This is a genomic window from Chitinophaga silvisoli, assembly GCF_003412465.1.
GTDB classification, from domain to species: Bacteria; Bacteroidota; Bacteroidia; order Chitinophagales; family Chitinophagaceae; genus Chitinophaga; species Chitinophaga silvisoli.
Genome location: NZ_QTJV01000001.1, coordinates 199,598 through 215,440, shown reverse-complemented (window position 1 = coordinate 215,440; position 15,843 = coordinate 199,598). Strand labels below are relative to the sequence as shown.

At 44.2% G+C, this 15,843-nt stretch carries 27 protein-coding genes; all 27 read right to left on the bottom strand.

Translation table 11 applies throughout. The annotated features are described in order from the left end of the window. Positions 1–14: 14 nt before the first annotated feature. The 27 genes from DXN04_RS01010 to rplB all read right to left on the bottom strand — a co-directional run bounded on the left by DXN04_RS01010 (position 15) and on the right by rplB (position 15,788). On the bottom strand, positions 15–836 hold the full coding sequence (locus DXN04_RS01010) for a hypothetical protein (protein WP_116851455.1): 822 nt from the start codon (positions 834–836) through the stop codon (positions 15–17). Between the two features lie 235 nt (positions 837–1,071). Beyond that, positions 1,072–1,554, bottom strand: coding sequence for a 50S ribosomal protein L17 (gene rplQ, locus DXN04_RS01005; RefSeq protein ID WP_116851454.1), 483 nt, complete (start codon positions 1,552–1,554; stop codon positions 1,072–1,074). 74 nt (positions 1,555–1,628) lie between these two features. Then, on the bottom strand, positions 1,629–2,624 hold the full coding sequence (locus DXN04_RS01000; RefSeq protein WP_072360634.1) for a DNA-directed RNA polymerase subunit alpha: 996 nt from the start codon (positions 2,622–2,624) through the stop codon (positions 1,629–1,631). 126 nt (positions 2,625–2,750) lie between these two features. Further along, positions 2,751–3,356 carry a 30S ribosomal protein S4 gene (gene rpsD / locus DXN04_RS00995; protein ID WP_072360632.1) on the bottom strand — a complete coding sequence of 202 codons (606 nt, stop codon included), beginning with the start codon at positions 3,354–3,356 and terminating at the stop codon, positions 2,751–2,753. A 164-nt stretch (positions 3,357–3,520) separates the two neighbouring features. Further along, entirely contained in the window at positions 3,521–3,922 is a 402-nt protein-coding gene (gene rpsK, locus DXN04_RS00990) for a 30S ribosomal protein S11 (RefSeq protein ID WP_072360630.1), read from the bottom strand. Positions 3,923–4,014: 92 nt separating this feature from the next. Then, a complete protein-coding gene (gene rpsM / locus DXN04_RS00985; protein ID WP_116851453.1) occupies positions 4,015–4,395 on the bottom strand; it encodes a 30S ribosomal protein S13 in 381 nt (126 codons plus the stop codon). Between the two features lie 34 nt (positions 4,396–4,429). Then, a complete protein-coding gene (gene rpmJ / locus DXN04_RS00980) occupies positions 4,430–4,546 on the bottom strand; it encodes a 50S ribosomal protein L36 (protein WP_072360626.1) in 117 nt (38 codons plus the stop codon). A 26-nt stretch (positions 4,547–4,572) separates the two neighbouring features. Continuing rightward, a complete protein-coding gene (gene infA, locus DXN04_RS00975; protein WP_012789309.1) occupies positions 4,573–4,791 on the bottom strand; it encodes a translation initiation factor IF-1 in 219 nt (72 codons plus the stop codon). A gap of 114 nt (positions 4,792–4,905) precedes the next feature. Next, on the bottom strand, positions 4,906–5,706 hold the full coding sequence (map, locus tag DXN04_RS00970; RefSeq protein WP_116851452.1) for a type I methionyl aminopeptidase: 801 nt from the start codon (positions 5,704–5,706) through the stop codon (positions 4,906–4,908). 126 nt (positions 5,707–5,832) lie between these two features. Continuing rightward, complete coding sequence (gene secY, locus DXN04_RS00965) at positions 5,833–7,170, bottom strand: preprotein translocase subunit SecY (protein WP_116851451.1); 1,338 nt, start codon at positions 7,168–7,170, stop codon at positions 5,833–5,835. Positions 7,171–7,345: 175 nt separating this feature from the next. Beyond that, entirely contained in the window at positions 7,346–7,792 is a 447-nt protein-coding gene (rplO, locus tag DXN04_RS00960; protein ID WP_116851450.1) for a 50S ribosomal protein L15, read from the bottom strand. Between the two features lie 114 nt (positions 7,793–7,906). Next, positions 7,907–8,092, bottom strand: coding sequence for a 50S ribosomal protein L30 (rpmD, locus tag DXN04_RS00955; RefSeq protein WP_072360617.1), 186 nt, complete (start codon positions 8,090–8,092; stop codon positions 7,907–7,909). A gap of 73 nt (positions 8,093–8,165) precedes the next feature. Then, positions 8,166–8,684 (bottom strand): 30S ribosomal protein S5, encoded by a 519-nt coding sequence (gene rpsE, locus DXN04_RS00950; protein ID WP_012789304.1) that lies wholly within the window; start codon positions 8,682–8,684, stop codon positions 8,166–8,168. A 39-nt stretch (positions 8,685–8,723) separates the two neighbouring features. Continuing rightward, entirely contained in the window at positions 8,724–9,080 is a 357-nt protein-coding gene (gene rplR, locus DXN04_RS00945) for a 50S ribosomal protein L18 (protein WP_116851449.1), read from the bottom strand. Positions 9,081–9,166: 86 nt separating this feature from the next. Further along, the gene (rplF, locus tag DXN04_RS00940; protein ID WP_116851448.1) at positions 9,167–9,721 is read right to left on the bottom strand and encodes a 50S ribosomal protein L6; all 555 of its coding nucleotides are present in this window, start codon (positions 9,719–9,721) and stop codon (positions 9,167–9,169) included. A 148-nt stretch (positions 9,722–9,869) separates the two neighbouring features. After that, the gene (rpsH, locus tag DXN04_RS00935; RefSeq protein WP_116851447.1) at positions 9,870–10,268 is read right to left on the bottom strand and encodes a 30S ribosomal protein S8; all 399 of its coding nucleotides are present in this window, start codon (positions 10,266–10,268) and stop codon (positions 9,870–9,872) included. A 144-nt stretch (positions 10,269–10,412) separates the two neighbouring features. Next, complete coding sequence (rpsN, locus tag DXN04_RS00930; protein ID WP_072360607.1) at positions 10,413–10,682, bottom strand: 30S ribosomal protein S14; 270 nt, start codon at positions 10,680–10,682, stop codon at positions 10,413–10,415. Between the two features lie 76 nt (positions 10,683–10,758). Next, a complete protein-coding gene (rplE, locus tag DXN04_RS00925) occupies positions 10,759–11,334 on the bottom strand; it encodes a 50S ribosomal protein L5 (RefSeq protein WP_116851446.1) in 576 nt (191 codons plus the stop codon). Then, entirely contained in the window at positions 11,334–11,672 is a 339-nt protein-coding gene (gene rplX / locus DXN04_RS00920) for a 50S ribosomal protein L24 (RefSeq protein ID WP_116851445.1), read from the bottom strand. The genes rplE and rplX overlap by 1 nt, the downstream gene beginning before the upstream one ends. Positions 11,673–11,830: 158 nt before the next feature. Beyond that, on the bottom strand, positions 11,831–12,199 hold the full coding sequence (gene rplN / locus DXN04_RS00915; protein ID WP_072360601.1) for a 50S ribosomal protein L14: 369 nt from the start codon (positions 12,197–12,199) through the stop codon (positions 11,831–11,833). 76 nt (positions 12,200–12,275) lie between these two features. Continuing rightward, positions 12,276–12,533 carry a 30S ribosomal protein S17 gene (gene rpsQ, locus DXN04_RS00910; protein ID WP_072360599.1) on the bottom strand — a complete coding sequence of 86 codons (258 nt, stop codon included), beginning with the start codon at positions 12,531–12,533 and terminating at the stop codon, positions 12,276–12,278. A 64-nt stretch (positions 12,534–12,597) separates the two neighbouring features. Continuing rightward, on the bottom strand, positions 12,598–12,798 hold the full coding sequence (rpmC, locus tag DXN04_RS00905; RefSeq protein WP_072360597.1) for a 50S ribosomal protein L29: 201 nt from the start codon (positions 12,796–12,798) through the stop codon (positions 12,598–12,600). A gap of 54 nt (positions 12,799–12,852) precedes the next feature. Continuing rightward, positions 12,853–13,275, bottom strand: a complete 423-nt coding sequence (rplP, locus tag DXN04_RS00900; protein ID WP_116851444.1) for a 50S ribosomal protein L16 — start codon at positions 13,273–13,275, stop codon at positions 12,853–12,855. 40 nt (positions 13,276–13,315) lie between these two features. After that, a complete protein-coding gene (gene rpsC / locus DXN04_RS00895; RefSeq protein ID WP_116851443.1) occupies positions 13,316–14,119 on the bottom strand; it encodes a 30S ribosomal protein S3 in 804 nt (267 codons plus the stop codon). Positions 14,120–14,162: 43 nt separating this feature from the next. Beyond that, positions 14,163–14,519: a 50S ribosomal protein L22 gene (gene rplV / locus DXN04_RS00890; RefSeq protein ID WP_116851442.1), complete on the bottom strand. Its 357-nt coding sequence runs from the start codon at positions 14,517–14,519 to the stop codon at positions 14,163–14,165. A gap of 92 nt (positions 14,520–14,611) precedes the next feature. Next, entirely contained in the window at positions 14,612–14,878 is a 267-nt protein-coding gene (gene rpsS, locus DXN04_RS00885; protein WP_072360589.1) for a 30S ribosomal protein S19, read from the bottom strand. A gap of 79 nt (positions 14,879–14,957) precedes the next feature. Beyond that, a complete protein-coding gene (gene rplB, locus DXN04_RS00880) occupies positions 14,958–15,788 on the bottom strand; it encodes a 50S ribosomal protein L2 (protein WP_116851441.1) in 831 nt (276 codons plus the stop codon). Positions 15,789–15,843 lie beyond the last annotated feature (55 nt).

Genomic DNA, 15,843 nt, shown 5'->3' with positions numbered 1-15,843 from the left:
GCCTGCCTCAGCTGTTACTTGATATGTATCGATTTTATGATGCGTAAAGCGGCTGTAGATGCGTTTTTATCATCTTCACGGTACCTGATCGCTACTTCCCAGCGATGTTGCCCGCGGGTGACCAGGAGGTCATAAAATGAAAGATGAAGCGAGCCCTTGTAGTTGAAAGTACCCTGCAGGAGCAGCGCATCCATTCCACTCTGGGTAATATGACTGGTGGTATACTTCAGGTCGGAGATATCGTCTTCTTTCTGCATTCCGTTCGCAGCGGTAGTAGCTGCCAGTTCCAGGTCATTGGAGATATTGGTGCGGAAACTGAACATGTTTACCATCACCTGCATCCCTTCTTCTGAACGGTTGCGGTAGCTTTTAGTATACTCTACCAATGGAGCCAGTTCCGGTGCCAATGGCTGATCATTCACCCCCAGGTGCATGGGCGTACTGATTTCCACCGCCTGGCGACCGATTACTACGGTTTCCCAGGTCGAGTATAGCCAGGATTTATTGATTTTAGGATAAATGATGTTGATAACCATTTTCTTACCGAAATAGCCCCCGGCTACTGCCGCAAGACCAATCACAAGGATCAGGGATAGCAGTGCCCCTCTCCTGCCCGCATATTTGATGTATCGTTCTTTCAGACTTTCCCTAGGTTCTTCGTCCTTCACATAGATGCCAACCTCCTGCTGGAATTCCTCGAAATTCCCCTCCGGACGTTTTTGTTTCCAGTTAGAGAAGCAACTCTCTATCTTTTTACCACATTTCTCGCAAAATGTAAGGAACTCAGAACGTGACGGGTTGTGGTGGGCACAGGCGTTGCACTTTAAATAAATCATAGGTTTTAGAGATTATGGTTAGTTGTCCTGTTAGCAATATTACAAAATAATTTAATTAATTAATTGAATAATACGAGACGTACAAGCACAGGTAGAAGCTCCTGAATTAATTAATCAAAACCGGCTGCAGGAGCAGTCCTCCTTTCTAACAAAGGATCATGCTTCATACCATAAATAAAAAAATCCCGGGATTACTCCCGGGACTCTTTCATTATCTTCGGATACTATCTTCTGATTACTCAGCAGCTTTCTCTTCAGTTGCATTTGCAGCAGCATCATCTGCTTTCTTTTTGGCACCGCCAGCACGACGGGTTTTCTTCGCTGGAGCAGCTTTTTCTTCCACTTTACCACCGTAGATTTCATTGAAATCAACCAGTTCGATCAGTGCAGTTTCAGCGTTATCACCCATACGTTTGCCAAGCTTGATGATACGGGTATAACCACCTGGACGGTTAGCAATCTTCTCACTTACAGCACCGAACAATTCCTTGATCGCTTCCTTGTTCTGCAGGTAGCTGAACGCAATTCTACGATTGTGGGTAGAATCAGCTTTAGCTCTTGTCAGGATAGGCTCAACATAAACACGCAGCGCCTTAGCTTTAGCCAGGGTGGTGGTGATACGCTTGTGAGCGATCAGTTCGATAGCCAGGTTAGATAACAGGGCTGAGCGGTGTGCAGCAGTTCTGCTGAGGTGGTTCACTTTATTACCGTGACGCATGACATTGTGATTTTTGGTTTCCCCTGTACCGTGTCAGGAATTACAGAGTACTTATGTTATAAAGTAGTTAAAGACTATTCTTCGTCCAGTTTCAGTTTGGAAAGATCCATACCGAAATGCAGACCTCTTTCGTTCAGTACCTGCTCGATTTCGCTCAGGGATTTCTGACCGAAGTTTCTGAACTTCATCAGTTCTTCCTGCTCGTACTGTACCAGTTCGCTCAGGGAGTTGATTTTAGCAGCTTTCAGACAGTTGAAAGCACGTACGCTCAGATCCAGGTCTTCCAGCGGAGTCTTCAGGATCTTACGCAGTTGCAGTGTCTGTTCGTCAACTACATCTTCTTTTTCAGTATCCTTGGTATCAAAGCTGATGTTTTCGTCAGTGATGATCATCAGGTGCTGAATCAGGATGCGTGAAGCTTGCTTTACAGCTTCTTCCGGGTGGATGGTACCGTCGGTAACCACTTCCATGATCAACTTCTCGTAGTCGGTCTTCTGCTCCACACGGGTATTTTCAATGCTATACTTTACATTCTTGATTGGTGTAAAGATAGAGTCGATTGCGATGTAGCCGAATACTGCATCCTTTGGTTTGTTCTCATCAGCAGGAACATAACCACGGCCTTTACCGATAGTCAGTTCGATATCCAGCTTTGCAGATGGATCGAGTGTGCAGATGAGTAATTCAGGATTCATGATCTGGAAAGCACTGGTAGCTTTTTCGATCATATCAGCACGGAACTCGGTCTTACCTTTGATAGAGATCTGGATCTTCTCATTGCTCACTTCATTCTCCACGATCCTTTTGAAACGAACCTGTTTCAGGTTCAGGATGATCTCAGTTACGTCTTCGGTAATTCCTTTTAAAGTTGCAAACTCGTGGTCTGCTCCTTCTATCTTTATTCCCACAATGGCATAACCCTCAAGTGATGACAACAGTACACGACGAAGCGCGTTACCTACAGTCACCCCATAACCCGGTTCTAACGGCCGGAATTCGAATTGAGCTTCAAAGTCTGTTGACTTTTGCAAAACGATCTTATCAGGCTTTTGGAAATTCAGAATTGCCATTGATATGTTAAGTTTAAATGTTTATGTAAAACTGCCAATAGCCGTCAGCAGGCAATCATTAGATACCAATATAAGAAACTTATATCGATAACCGATGATCCTTCGCTAACGGCTAAAGTATTATTATTATTTAGAGTACAATTCTACGATCAGCTGTTCCTTGATGTTTTCAGGAACTGCTTCCCTTTCAGGGTAAGCGATGAAAGTACCTTTCAGTTCTTTCTCGTTCCAATCTAACCAGCTAAACTTAGGGTTTTTACCACGAATGTTGCTGGTGATTGCAGTGTTGGATGCAGCAGATTCTTTCAGTCCGATGATATCACCTGGTTGCAGCTGATAAGAAGGGATGTTCATTACCTGACCGTTTACAGTGATGTGCTTGTGAGACACCAGCTGACGTGCAGCAGGACGGCTTGCAGCAATACCCATACGGAATACTGTGTTATCCAGACGAGCTTCCAGTAATTTGATCAATACTTCACCGGTAACGCCTTTACGACGGTTTGCCTCTACGAACAGGTTTGCGAACTGACGCTCCAATACACCATAAGTGTACTTAGCTTTCTGTTTTTCACGCAGCTGCAGTGCGTATTCACCCAGCTGTTTACGCTTACGGGTTGCACCGTGCTGACCCGGAGGGTTGCTGTTCTTACCTAAATACTTACCGTTACCTAAAATCGGTTCTCCGAAAATTCTGGAGATCTTGGTCTTTGGTCCTGTGTACCTTGCCATTTTGTTACTAGATTTTTTAGTTGCGATATATGATCCTTAAAAAATCTTAAACACGATCATATACCCACTTGTTTGTTTAATTACTTAATGTAGAAAATCGAAAGCAGCCAGTGAGAGTTACCCCCCATCTATCCACTTTCGAAAATCTTCAGTATATATAGATACTATACTCTTCTCTTCTTAGGAGGACGGCAACCATTGTGTGGCAGCGGAGTCACATCCTTGATCATAGTCACTTCGATACCGGAGTTAGCGATCGCACGGATAGCGCTCTCACGTCCTGCTCCAGGACCTTTTACAAAAACATCTGCTCTTTTCAGACCAGCATCCAGTGCTACTTTAGCAGCATCGGAAGCAGCCAGCTGGGCAGCATATGGAGTGTTCTTCTTAGAACCCTTGAAGCCCATCTTACCAGCAGTAGACCAGGAGATTACCTGTCCTTGCTTGTTGGTAATGCTGATGATAATGTTGTTGAAACTAGCAGAAATGTGAACATCACCGTAGTTATCTACTTTAACTACCCTTTTTTTGCTAGCTGCAGCTTTTGTATTTTGTGCTTTTGCCATAATTATATAAAATTCCAGGTTCCAGGTTCCAGATACCCCACGTCATCTTTACGATCATTGGAAGCTGGAACTTGTTATTTGTATTATCAAGATTATTTCTTAGGCGCTTTTTTCTTACCTGCAACCGTCTTACGTTTACCTTTACGGGTACGGCTGTTAGTACGAGTACGCTGGCCTCTGAGCGGTAAGCCCTTTCTGTGGCGGAGACCACGGTAACAAGCGATATCCAGCAGACGCTTGATATTCATTTGTACTTCAGAACGCAGCTGACCTTCTACCTTAAACTCACCATTGATGATGTTACGGATAGCAGTCTGCTCATCATCGTTCCAATCTTTTACTTTCTTGTTAAAGTCAATTCCTGACTTCTCCAGAATGTACTGAGCGGTAGAACGGCCAATACCATAGATATAGGTCAGACCAATTTCTCCTCTTTTATTCTTAGGTAGATCGATACCGGCTATACGTGCCATATTTGAATTAAATTTTCTAGTTTATTTAATATGATTAACCCTGACGTTGTTTAAAACGAGGATTCTTCTTGTTGATTACCAACAATTTTCCCTTCCTGCGCACGATCTTACAATCTGCACTTCTTTTTTTTATGGAAGCTCTTACCTTCATAAGTTATGAGTTATAAGTCTATGTGTTTATTTATATCTGAATATGATCCTTCCTCTGCTCAAATCATATGGGCTCATCTCTACCCCAACCTTGTCTCCAGGAAGGATGCGGATATAGTGCATTCTCATTTTGCCAGAAATGGTGGCCAAAATCTCATGCCCATTTTCCAATTTCACCCGGAACATAGCGTTAGACAAGGCTTCTAGTATTATTCCATCCTGTTTAATGAGTGCCTGTTTTGCCATAAAAATTTTTAGGACTGCAAAGATAGCGAAATCTTAGTAAAAAATAAAATTCTAAAAATAAACCTAAATAATTATCCGGGAAAAATGATTTTCATCAGCCTTATCCCTTGATTATTAATAGTTTGCGGTTAATGCAGGATTTTCAGCTTCTGCCTTTTCAATACCGGCAAAAGATGATAAAAGGTCTGCTTTCCCCTTCATGACAGCTACATTGTGCTCAAAGTGAACGGAAGGCTTTTCGTCGCGGGTGATCACTGTCCACCCGTCTTCCATATACTCCACGTCCTTTGTGCCCAGGTTGATCATTGGTTCGATCGCGATCACCAGTCCTTCCTTCATGATCGGACCACTGCCTCTTTTGCCGTAATTAGGCACCTGAGGATCTTCGTGCAGGTGACGACCCAGACCATGACCTACCAGCTCACGTACCACGCCATAACCCCTTTCTTTCTCGGTATATTCCTGGATAGCATGGGCGATGTCACCGATACGGTTGCCTGCCACTGCTTTCTCAATACCTTTATATAAAGCGGCCTTGGTTGCTTTCATTAACTGCAGTACTTCCGGCTTTACATTACCTACTGCAAATGTATAGGCACTGTCTCCATGGAAGCCGTTCAGCAATACCCCTACGTCTACGCTTACGATGTCTCCATCCTGTACTACGTATGAATTAGGAATACCGTGTACCACTTCTGCATTTACAGAGATGCAGCAGCTCTTAGGGAAGCCTTTATAGTTTTTGAATGATGGTACAGCACCGTTGGCTACGATGAAGTCTTCAACAATCTTGTCGATATCATCAGTAGTCATACCCGGTTTCAGCTTTTTAGCCACCTCTTCTAATGTTGCGCTCACCAGTAATGCGCTTTTGCGCATCAATTCTATTTCTTCTTTACTCTTATAATGCACCATAGTAAAAACGGGTTGGACTTGTGTCTTTTAAACAGTGAAGCCACCAAGCATAAAGCCTGCAGCAGTACTACCTGCTGTCTGCTTTATGCTTCTGTGGCTACTTACGACCCAGCTGTCTAATAAGAATTAAACATTAGCCGGAGCAGTTCTGCCTTTGATACGGCCAGTACTCATCAGGCCATCGTAATGGCGCATCAGGAGCTGGCTTTCGATCTGCTGCAGCGTATCCAGGATTACACCCACCATGATCAGCAGTGAAGTACCACCGAAGAAGGATGCAAAGTTACTGTTGATATGCACGGCAGCAGCTACACCAGGCAGGATACCGACCATTGCCAGGAAGAAAGCGCCGGGCAGGGTGATACGGTCCATGACTGCACCAATATAATCTGCAGTTGCAGTACCAGGTTTAACACCTGGGATGAAACCATTGTTACGTTTCATTTCATCGGCCATCTGGGTTGGGTTGAAGATCAACGCGGTGTAGAAGTAAGTGAATACAATTACCAATACTGCATAGATCACATTGTACCAACCATTGGTGTGGTCGCTGAAGATACGGATGAATCCGGAAGCGCTGTCGGTAGCAAAACCGATAGCAGTAGCCGGGATAAACATGATAGCCTGGGCAAAGATGATTGGCATTACACCTGCAGCATTCACTTTCAGTGGAATGAACTGGCGTACACCACCATATTGTTTGTTGCCCACTATACGTTTAGCATAGTTCACCGGTACCTTACGGGTACCTTGTACCAGCAGGATCAGACCGATAGTAATGAATATAAATACTGCCAGTTCTATCAGGAACACCAGCAATCCGCCGCCGGCTTCCGCAGTTCTGGAGGTAAATTCCTGAATCAGCGCCTGAGGAAGGCGGGCAAGGATCCCCACCATGATGATGATGGATGTACCGTTACCGATACCTTTATCAGTGATTTTTTCACCCAGCCACATCACGAAGAGGGTACCTGCAGTCAGTACGATGGTGGTAGTCAGCCAGAAGAAGAAAGTACCATATTCAGGGATAATAGCTCCGCTGGATTGGCCTCTCAGGAAGGCAACATACGCACTCGCCTGAAAACCGGTCACCACTACAGTCAGGATACGGGTGAACTGATTGATTTTCTTTCTGCCACTCTCCCCTTCTTTCTGGAGTTTCTGGAAATAAGGTACAGCTATGGTCAACAGTTGTATGGCGATAGAGGCAGAGATAAATGGCATGATTCCCAGCGCAAAGATGGATGCTCTTGAGAAAGAACCTCCGGCAAACATATTAAACAGGCCCAGGATACCCTGATTGGATTTCTCTGAAAACTGCTTCAACAGGTTGGCATCGATACCGGGTAACACGATATAGGATCCTACACGATAAATGAGGACAAGAAGCAGGGTTGTCAGGATTCTGCTACGCAGATCCTCGATGCTCCAGATATTCTTAATCGTTTCGATAAATTTCTTCACAGGAAGATGAATGTTTAATATTCAAAATTTCATCCCGGTTGTGGCGGGACCAAATTCCAAACCTGCAATTAGCTGCTCTTCAGTAACTCTGGCCGGGATTTGTGATGTATTTCGCTGGCTGAATAAAAAGATGAAAAGACGCACTACTCCGTAGGCGTCTCTCCGATCGTGTAACTTACACCAGTTCAACTGAACCACCAGCTGCTTCAATCAGCTGCTTGGCTTTTTCACTGATGGCGTTCACTCTTACAGTAACTTTAGCCTTCAGTTCACCCTGACCCAGTACTTTTACTTTCGCAGTGCGGCTGATCAGACCGTTCATGTACAGGTTTTCCAGAGAGAAATCCTGCAGGCCATATTTTTCCACCAGGGTGTCAAGCTGACCGATGTTGAACACTACATATGTAGTAGGAGACAGGCTCTTGAAACCACGTTTTGGCATACGACGCTGAATTGGCATCTGACCACCTTCGTGACCTCTTTTGCTAGCGTAACCAGCACGGGACTGACCACCTTTATTACCTTTTGTAGCTGTTCCACCTTTACCGGAAGCTTCACCACGACCGAGGCGTTTTTCTTTATGTACGGAACCTTGTGCAGGCTGTAACGTGTGCAGATTCATTGAGTTAATTTTTTTTACTTACGCGGAAATTAACCGCTCGCATTAAATGTATAATGTTATTCGCAAATAATCCACTATAAATGTAGGATTTTTTTCCAGAGGAACGGCAAAGCCTTAGCCCTGTACTTGTTCTACCTTTACCAGATGATTTACTTTACGCACCATCCCAAGGATCTGGGGAGTGGCTTCCACCTCAACGGTGTTGTGCATTTTGTTCAGACCCAGGGCCTTCAGCGTCAGTTTCTGACGTTCCGGACGGTCTATACCACTTTTTACCTGAGTGACTTTAATCTTTGCCATTGTTATTTTGAATTAGCACCTTACAATTACAGGAGCTGCTGCGGAGCAGCAGTCCTTTCACCACAGGGTGATATTATCCATTAAATACTTTCTTCAGAGATACGCTTCTGGTTTTTGCGATCTGTACCGGCTCACGCAGCAGGCCTAAAGCTTTGAATGTAGCTTTTACCACGTTGTGAGGGTTTGCAGAACCCAGAGATTTAGCCAGAACGTCAGTGATACCTGCGCTTTCCAGAACGGCACGCATAGAACCACCAGCGATCACACCGGTACCATGAGCGGCTGGTTTGATCAGTACTTTAGCAGCACCTTCTTTAGCCAGCTGATCGTGAGGAATAGTACCGTGCATCACAGGAACCTTGATCAGGTTCTTCTTGGCATCATCGATACCTTTAGTGATTGCTTCCTGTACTTCTTTGGCTTTACCCAGACCATGACCTACTACACCGTGTTCGTTACCTACAACAACCAGGGCGGAAAAACTGAAAGTACGACCGCCTTTGGTGGTTTTGGTAACACGGTTGATCGCTACCACTTTTTCTTTCAGCTCCAGGTCACCAGCCTTAACTTTATTAAATGTATTCTTTGCCATTTTATTATTTGCGAATTACGATTTAATCAATTTCGATTATTAGAATTGGAGACCAGCTTCTCTTGCACCATCAGCTACACTCTTCACACGACCATGGTACAGATAACCACCACGATCGAATGTTACTGTGGTAATACCCAGTGCGGTTGCCTTTGCAGCCAGAGCAGCGCCTACCAATTTAGATTTCTCGGATTTGGTACCTTTTTGTGCTTTGATATCCTTATCGCGGGAAGATGCAGAAGCCAGTGTAGTACCGTTTGCATCATCGATCAATTGCACGTAAATGTCGCTATTACTGCGGAAAACAGACAATCTTGGTCTCTGAGCGCTACCTACGATTTTCTTACGAATGCGGTAACGGATCTTTTGTCTGCTATTAACTGCTTTTGTGCTCATTTCTTTGTTTAATTTATATATTCCGATGCTGCCGGAATATTGTTGAATTAGCTAACCAGTAAAGGATACCGGTTAGCCAATTAAAATTATTTACCTGCAGATTTACCTGCTTTCTTACGAACCACTTCATCGCTGTAGCGAACACCTTTACCTTTATAAGGCTCTGGTTTACGCAGGCTACGGATTTTAGCAGCTACCTGTCCTAACAGTTGGTTGTCGATACCTTCCAGGGTGATCTTTGGGTTCGCACCTTTTTCAGTCAGGGTAGTTACTTTCAGTTCTTTAGGAATCTCAATAACGATGTTGTGAGAATAACCCAGAGACAGGTCCAGCAGCTGACCAGCGTTGGCAGCTTTGTAACCCACACCCACCAGCTCCAGCTGTTTGGTGAAACCTGAAGTTACACCGATCACCATGTTGTTGATCAGCGCACGGTACAGACCGTGCAGTGCGCGGTGACGGATCTGATCAGTAGGACGAACTACTGTCAAAGTACCATCCGCTACTTCTATTTTGATATCCCTGTCGATGTTCTTTTTCAGTTCACCTTTAGGGCCTTTTACTGTCAGTTCATTAGAAGCGGATACAGTTGCTGTAACACCTGCTGCTAATTTGATAGGAGCTTTACCTATACGAGACATAATTGCAGTTTTTTACTGTTATGTGTTTTCGATCCCCCAGTGTTCAGCCACCGTATAGAAAGGCTTAATTCTGAACCGGATCATTTATTGGTGAGATCTGCACAAGCCACTGGCAAACACCAGAAGGTCCTGTGCGGACCTTAATATATTAGTAAACGTAGCAAACAACTTCGCCACCCACGTTCTGTGTTTTCGCTTCTTTATCAGTCATTACACCTTTAGATGTAGACACGATAGCGATACCCAGACCATTCTTGATACGTTTGAAGTCAGCAGGTTTGGAATATTGACGAAGACCTGGACGGCTGATACGCTGCAGATCAGTGATTGCAGGTACTTTAGTCTGAGGATCATACTTCAGAGCGATTTTGATTACACCCTGTTTGTTGTCTTCTTCAAATTTGTACTTCAGGATATAACCTTTGTCGTACAGTATCTCAGTGATACGTTTTTTCAGCTTAGAGGCAGGAATTTCCACAATCCTGTGGTTGGCCATTTGCGCATTCCGGATTCTGGTCAGGAAGTCTGCTATTGGATCAGTAACCATTGTTCTTAATAATTTAACAACTTTTACAATGCGATATCCAATCAGTAATAGATAGGAAAATCAAGATCTTTAACGAATATAAAAAGGGAAAAAAGGACAATTACTATTCGTCGGGGGATAATTGTCCGGTCCCGTGTGCTGTAATTACCAGCTAGCTTTTCTTACGCCAGGGATTTTACCAGCCAGTGCCAGGTCACGGAACATATTACGGCAAAGGCCGAAATGACGCATGTAACCTTTTGGACGACCGGAAAGCTGACATCTGTTGTGCAGGCGAACAGGTGAAGCGTTTCTAGGCAGCTGATCCAGTGCTTCGTAGTTACCTTCAGCTTTGAGGGCAGCACGTTTTTCTGCGAACTTAGCAACCAGCGCTTCTCTCTTCCTCTGTCTAGCCTTAATGGATTCTCTTGCCATTAGTTAGTGTTTAAAATTCCAGTTTATAAATGTCAAATTCCAAAACCCAAAGGGATTTGGAATTTGAGATCAAATATTATTGTTGATCTTTTCTGATGTTCTTGAACGGCATACCCAGTTCTTTCAGGAGCTCGTAAGCTTCTTCGTTGGTTGTAGCCGTAGTAACGAAAGTGATATCCATACCGGAGATCTTTGTTACTTTATCGATGTCGATCTCAGGGAAGATGATCTGCTCGTTGATACCCAGGGTATAGTTACCGCGGCCATCGAAAGCTTTTTCATTGATACCCTTGAAGTCACGTACGCGAGGCAGTGATACGGAGATCAGACGATCCAGGAACTCATACATGTTATAACCACGCAGTGTCACACGGGCACCGATTGGCATATTCTTTCTGAGTTTGAAATTGGAAATATCCTTCTTAGATAAAGTAGCGATCGCTTTCTGACCGGAGATACGGGTCATTTCATCTACAGCAATATCTACCAGTTTCTTATCACCTACAGCGCCGTTGATACCCTGGTTCAGACAGATCTTTACCAGGCGAGGTACCTGCATTACGCTTTTGTAGTTGAATTTCTTTTGCAGCGCACTAATAACTTCAGTGCGATATTTAGTCTGCAGTCTGGGTGTATATGTAGTGTTTGCCATTATTTAATTACCTCCCCTGATTTTTTAGCGATACGAACTAATTTACCGTTTTCACGCTGTCTGTTTACCTTGGTAGGTTTACCAGCCTTAGCATCCCACAACATTACATTAGAAATGGCGATAGGAGCTTCCTGCTTAACGATACCACCTTTGGTGTTCTGAGCAGTTGGTTTGGTATGTTTGGTGATGATGTTCACACCTTCTACCAGTACGCGCGCCTTGTCAGGGATCACTTCCAGCACCTTGCGGGGCTTGGTCCTGTCCTTATCATCGCCGGCAATCACTACTACGGTGTCGCCTTTCTTAATGTTGAACTTAGGCTTGAATCTCGTTTTCATTATTTGTTTATTTATAAACGCCAAGCGAAACACCGGTTTCGCTTGATTAATATTCGTTTTAGAAACGGGCTGCAAAGATATGCATATAAGTTGAAAGCACAAAGCAATAAGGTTTTTTTACTTTTTGCTTTATGCTTTCAGCGGACGCATCAATATCTTTACAATACTTCGGGAGCCAGAGAGATAATCTTCATGTATCCCTTATCGCGCAGCTCACGGGCAACTGGTCCGAAGATACGGGTACCGCGTGGCTCGTCAGAGTTGTTCAGTAATACAACGGCATTATCGTCGAAACGGATATAAGATCCGTCTTTACGGCGCAGCTTGTTTTTAGTTCTTACGATAACTGCTTTGTGCACAGTACCTTTTTTCACACCACCGCCAGCGATCGCGTCTTTTACGGTTACGACGATCTTATCGCCTACTTTTGCGTAGTCCTGGCCGGAGTTGCCTAACACTCTAATACACAGTACTTCTTTGGCACCACTGTTATCAGCTACATTCAGCCTTGATTCTTGTTGTATCATCTTTTTATAAGATTTGTATTTGTTTAGTCAGCGGCTGCACCCAGGGTCGCTGCATGCAGCTTGAAACAATAATAGATTATTTTACTTTTTCGATCACCTCTACCAATCTCCAGCACTTGTTCTTGCTCAGCGGGCGGGTTTCCATTATTCTAACGGTATCGCCGATGCTGCACTGGTTCTGCTCATCATGAGCCATGAACTTGGTGGTCTTTTTTACGAATTTACCATAGATTGGGTGCTTTACTTTACGCTCAACGCTAACGCTGATTGTTTTTTCCATCTTGTTGCTGGAAACGACACCAATTCTGGTTTTTCTTAATTTTCTTTCGCTCATTGTTGAAAGTATTTATTATCCAGACCGTTCCTTTCGGACCGATGAATGAATTTATTTTTAAGGCTTAGAAGCCCAGTTCTCTTTTGCGCAGCTCAGTTTTCAGCTGTGCGATCTGACGCCTGAGAGAGCGGATGCTCATTGGATTCTCAATTGGCGTAATTGCGTGACTGAATGTAATTTTCTTCAGGCGTAATTGCTCTTCGGAGATTTTCTCTTTCAGCTCCTGTTCGCTTAAACCTTTCAGATCCAGCTTTTCGTTTGCCATTGTATTTATTATTTCTGGTTTATCGTTTATAGTTTATCCCGTTTGCTTTGGCTATTAAGCTTCAGCGTAATCGCGACGTACTACAAATTTCACTTTAATAGGCAGTTTCTGTGCAGCCAGCTCCATTGCAGCTTTAGCTACTTCCAGAGGTACGCCGTCCGCTTCGAACAACATACGACCTGGCTTAACTACAGCAGCCCAATGGTCAGGAGCACCTTTACCTTTACCCATTCTCACTTCCAAAGGTTTGGCAGTAATGGATTTGTCTGGGAATATACGGATCCACACGTTACCCTCACGTTTCATTGCTCTTGTCAGAGCCACACGGGCAGCTTCGATCTGCCTGTCTGTGATCCACTTAGGTTCTAATGCTTTCAAGCCGAAACTACCAAAGGAGATTTCCGCACCACGTTTTGCGTTCCCCTTGATGCGGCCTTTATGCATCTTCCTGTGTTTCGTTCTCTTGGGCTGTAACATCTTATTTTATGTTAAATGTTAATGTTAATTGTTAAAAAGATTATCTACGGCCACCTCCACGGTTATCTCCACCTCTTCTGTCGCCGCCGCGGTTATCGCCACCTCTTCTGTCGCCACCACCTCTTCTCTCACCACCACGATGACCATGACCTTCACCACCAGTGCGGCCTTCGCCATCCTTACCGGAAATAGCATTAGGATTCAGATCGCGCTCACCCAGTACTTCACCTTTACAGATCCATACTTTGATACCGATCTTACCGTATACTGTCTGTGCGTACAGAGAAGAATAGTCGATATCCATACGGAAGGTGTGCAAAGGTACACGACCTTGCTTCATCTCTTCTGAACGTGCGATTTCAGCACCACCCAGACGACCACCTACTTTAATCTTGATACCTTCAGCACCCATTCTCATTGCAGTAGCAATCGCCATCTTGATAGCACGTTTGTAGTTGATACGGCTTTCAATCTGCTTAGCGATGGTTTCAGCTACGATATTGGCATCTATTTCAGGACGACGGATCTCCAGGATGTTGATCTGTACGTCTTCTTTAGAAGTCAGTTTCTTAATTTCTTCTTTGATGCGGTCTACCTCTCCACCACCTTTACCTATGATGATACCAGGTTTAGATGTATGGATGGTGATGATCAGTTTACCTAAAGTTCTCTCGATCACTACCCTGGAAATGCCACCTTTATTGATACGGGCATTCAGGTAAGTTCTGATCTTGTTATCTTCGATCAGTTTGGTAGCAAAATCTTTCTTGCCGCCATACCAATTAGAGTCCCAACCTCTGATGATACCTAACCTGTTACCAATAGGATTTGTTTTCTGACCCATGTTCTGGTTTATTTGTCTATTAGATAAATAGTTTAAGTTTCAATTATTTCGCTTCCGCTACTTTGCTGTCTACTGCAATGGTTACGTGGTTGCTTCTTTTACGAACACGGTAACCTCTACCCTGCGGAGCTGGACGCATTCTTTTCAGGATACGACCGCCATCAACGAAGATGGTTTTAACGATCAGATTCGCATCTTCAACGCGTACACCTTCATTCTTCACTTTCCAGTTAGCAACAGCTGATAACAGCAGTTTTTCCAGAGGTACACTTGGGTGCTTAGGATGGAACTTTAAAACATTCAGCGCTTTCTCAACTTCCATACCACGGATCAGGTCTGCGAGCAGACGCATTTTGCGGGTAGATGTTGGATTATTATTAAGCTTAGCTACTGCTTCCATTGTTATTATAAATTTGAGTGTTTGAGGTCCGAAGTCCGGGGTTCGAGGTGTTTCACGCAGCAAACCTCGAGCTTAAAACTTCAAACGAATGACTACATTTTCTTGTTAGCGTGTCCTTTAAAGTTGCGGGTTGGTGCAAATTCGCCCAGTTTATGACCTACCATAAACTCGGTAACGTATACCGGGATGAACTTGTTACCATTGTGTACCGCAAATGTATGGCCCACAAAATCAGGTGTGATGGTAGAACGACGGCTCCAGGTCTTAATTACTGTACGTTTGGTGCCTTCATTCATTTTATCTACTTTCTTTCCTAATTTCTGGTCAACGTAAGGACCTTTTCTAATGGAACGACCCATGTCTGTTTATTTTTATTCTACTTTAACCGTTCCGCTTCTGGCTATCCGCCCGAAGCGGAACTGGTTCAAGCTTTATGAATTATAATTTTTTGCCGTTTTTCCTGCTGATGATCAGTTTATCGGAGCTCTTCAGCTTACGAGTCTTCAGACCTTTCGCATATTTACCTGTTCTGGATCTTGGGTGACCTCCGGAAGATCTACCTTCACCACCACCCATTGGGTGATCTACAGGGTTCATGGCCACACCACGGTTACGAGGCTTGATACCTCTCCAACGGTTAGCACCTGCTTTACCAATTGATTGCAGTGCGTGGTCAGAGTTAGAAACTGTACCTACAGTTGCAGCACAAGTGATCAGCACTTTACGCAGCTCACCGGAAGGCATTTTCAGTACGGCATATTTTTCTTCCTTGTTGCTCAGCTGTGCATAAGTACCCGCACTTCTAGCGATTGCACCACCTTTACCAGGCTGCAGTTCGATATTGTGGATAACGGTACCCAGTGGCATGTTTTTCAGAATCAGTGCGTTACCAACTTCCGGAGCTGCATCAGGGCCGCTCAGAACGGTTGCACCAACCTGTAAACCCTGTGGAGCCAGGATGTAACGTTTTTCACCATCTGCATAGCTCAGCAGGGCGATGAATGCGCTACGGTTTGGATCGTACTCGATGCTCTTTACAGTAGCAGGAATACTATGTTTATCACGTTTGAAGTCTATGATACGGTAATGTTGCTTGTGTCCACCACCGATGTAGCGCATAGATCTTCTACCCTGTACGTTTCTACCGCCGGTTTTGGACTTAGCCTCCAGCAGGCTCTTCTCAGGAGTATCCGTGGTCAGCTCAGCGAACGCGTTGCCAATTTTCCAACGGGTACCGGCTGTCATCGGTTTAAATTTCTTCAGTGCCATGATCTAGTAATTGTTTAACTAGTTGCTTTATTTATAAATGTGATCTGCATATACA

Coding starts and splice junctions, on each gene's coding strand:
- infA (WP_012789309.1), bottom strand. CDS start 4,791: ATGGCAAAACAGGCACTCATTAAACAGGATGGAATAATACTAGAAGCC.
- rpsH (WP_116851447.1), bottom strand. CDS start 10,268: ATGGTTACTGATCCAATAGCAGACTTCCTGACCAGAATCCGGAATGCG.
- rplX (WP_116851445.1), bottom strand. CDS start 11,672: ATGAAAACGAGATTCAAGCCTAAGTTCAACATTAAGAAAGGCGACACC.
- map (WP_116851452.1), bottom strand. CDS start 5,706: ATGGTGCATTATAAGAGTAAAGAAGAAATAGAATTGATGCGCAAAAGC.
- DXN04_RS01010 (WP_116851455.1), bottom strand. CDS start 836: ATGATTTATTTAAAGTGCAACGCCTGTGCCCACCACAACCCGTCACGT.
- rplV (WP_116851442.1), bottom strand. CDS start 14,519: ATGGAAGCAGTAGCTAAGCTTAATAATAATCCAACATCTACCCGCAAA.
- rplB (WP_116851441.1), bottom strand. CDS start 15,788: ATGGCACTGAAGAAATTTAAACCGATGACAGCCGGTACCCGTTGGAAA.
- rpsQ (WP_072360599.1), bottom strand. CDS start 12,533: ATGAGCGAAAGAAAATTAAGAAAAACCAGAATTGGTGTCGTTTCCAGC.
- rplP (WP_116851444.1), bottom strand. CDS start 13,275: ATGTTACAGCCCAAGAGAACGAAACACAGGAAGATGCATAAAGGCCGC.
- rplQ (WP_116851454.1), bottom strand. CDS start 1,554: ATGCGTCACGGTAATAAAGTGAACCACCTCAGCAGAACTGCTGCACAC.
- rplF (WP_116851448.1), bottom strand. CDS start 9,721: ATGTCTCGTATAGGTAAAGCTCCTATCAAATTAGCAGCAGGTGTTACA.
- rpsS (WP_072360589.1), bottom strand. CDS start 14,878: ATGGGTCGTTCCATTAGAAAAGGTCCTTACGTTGACCAGAAATTAGGA.
- rplR (WP_116851449.1), bottom strand. CDS start 9,080: ATGAGCACAAAAGCAGTTAATAGCAGACAAAAGATCCGTTACCGCATT.
- rpsN (WP_072360607.1), bottom strand. CDS start 10,682: ATGGCAAGAGAATCCATTAAGGCTAGACAGAGGAAGAGAGAAGCGCTG.
- rpmC (WP_072360597.1), bottom strand. CDS start 12,798: ATGGCAAACGAAAAGCTGGATCTGAAAGGTTTAAGCGAACAGGAGCTG.
- rplE (WP_116851446.1), bottom strand. CDS start 11,334: ATGGCAAACACTACATATACACCCAGACTGCAGACTAAATATCGCACT.
- rpsD (WP_072360632.1), bottom strand. CDS start 3,356: ATGGCAAGGTACACAGGACCAAAGACCAAGATCTCCAGAATTTTCGGA.
- rplO (WP_116851450.1), bottom strand. CDS start 7,792: ATGAATCTGCACACGTTACAGCCTGCACAAGGTTCCGTACATAAAGAA.
- DXN04_RS01000 (WP_072360634.1), bottom strand. CDS start 2,624: ATGGCAATTCTGAATTTCCAAAAGCCTGATAAGATCGTTTTGCAAAAG.
- rpmJ (WP_072360626.1), bottom strand. CDS start 4,546: ATGAAGGTAAGAGCTTCCATAAAAAAAAGAAGTGCAGATTGTAAGATC.
- rpsK (WP_072360630.1), bottom strand. CDS start 3,922: ATGGCAAAAGCACAAAATACAAAAGCTGCAGCTAGCAAAAAAAGGGTA.
- rplN (WP_072360601.1), bottom strand. CDS start 12,199: ATGATACAACAAGAATCAAGGCTGAATGTAGCTGATAACAGTGGTGCC.
- rpsM (WP_116851453.1), bottom strand. CDS start 4,395: ATGGCACGTATAGCCGGTATCGATCTACCTAAGAATAAAAGAGGAGAA.
- rpsC (WP_116851443.1), bottom strand. CDS start 14,119: ATGGGTCAGAAAACAAATCCTATTGGTAACAGGTTAGGTATCATCAGA.
- rpmD (WP_072360617.1), bottom strand. CDS start 8,092: ATGGCAAAGATTAAAGTCACTCAGGTAAAAAGTGGTATAGACCGTCCG.
- rpsE (WP_012789304.1), bottom strand. CDS start 8,684: ATGGCAAAGAATACATTTAATAAAGTTAAGGCTGGTGACCTGGAGCTG.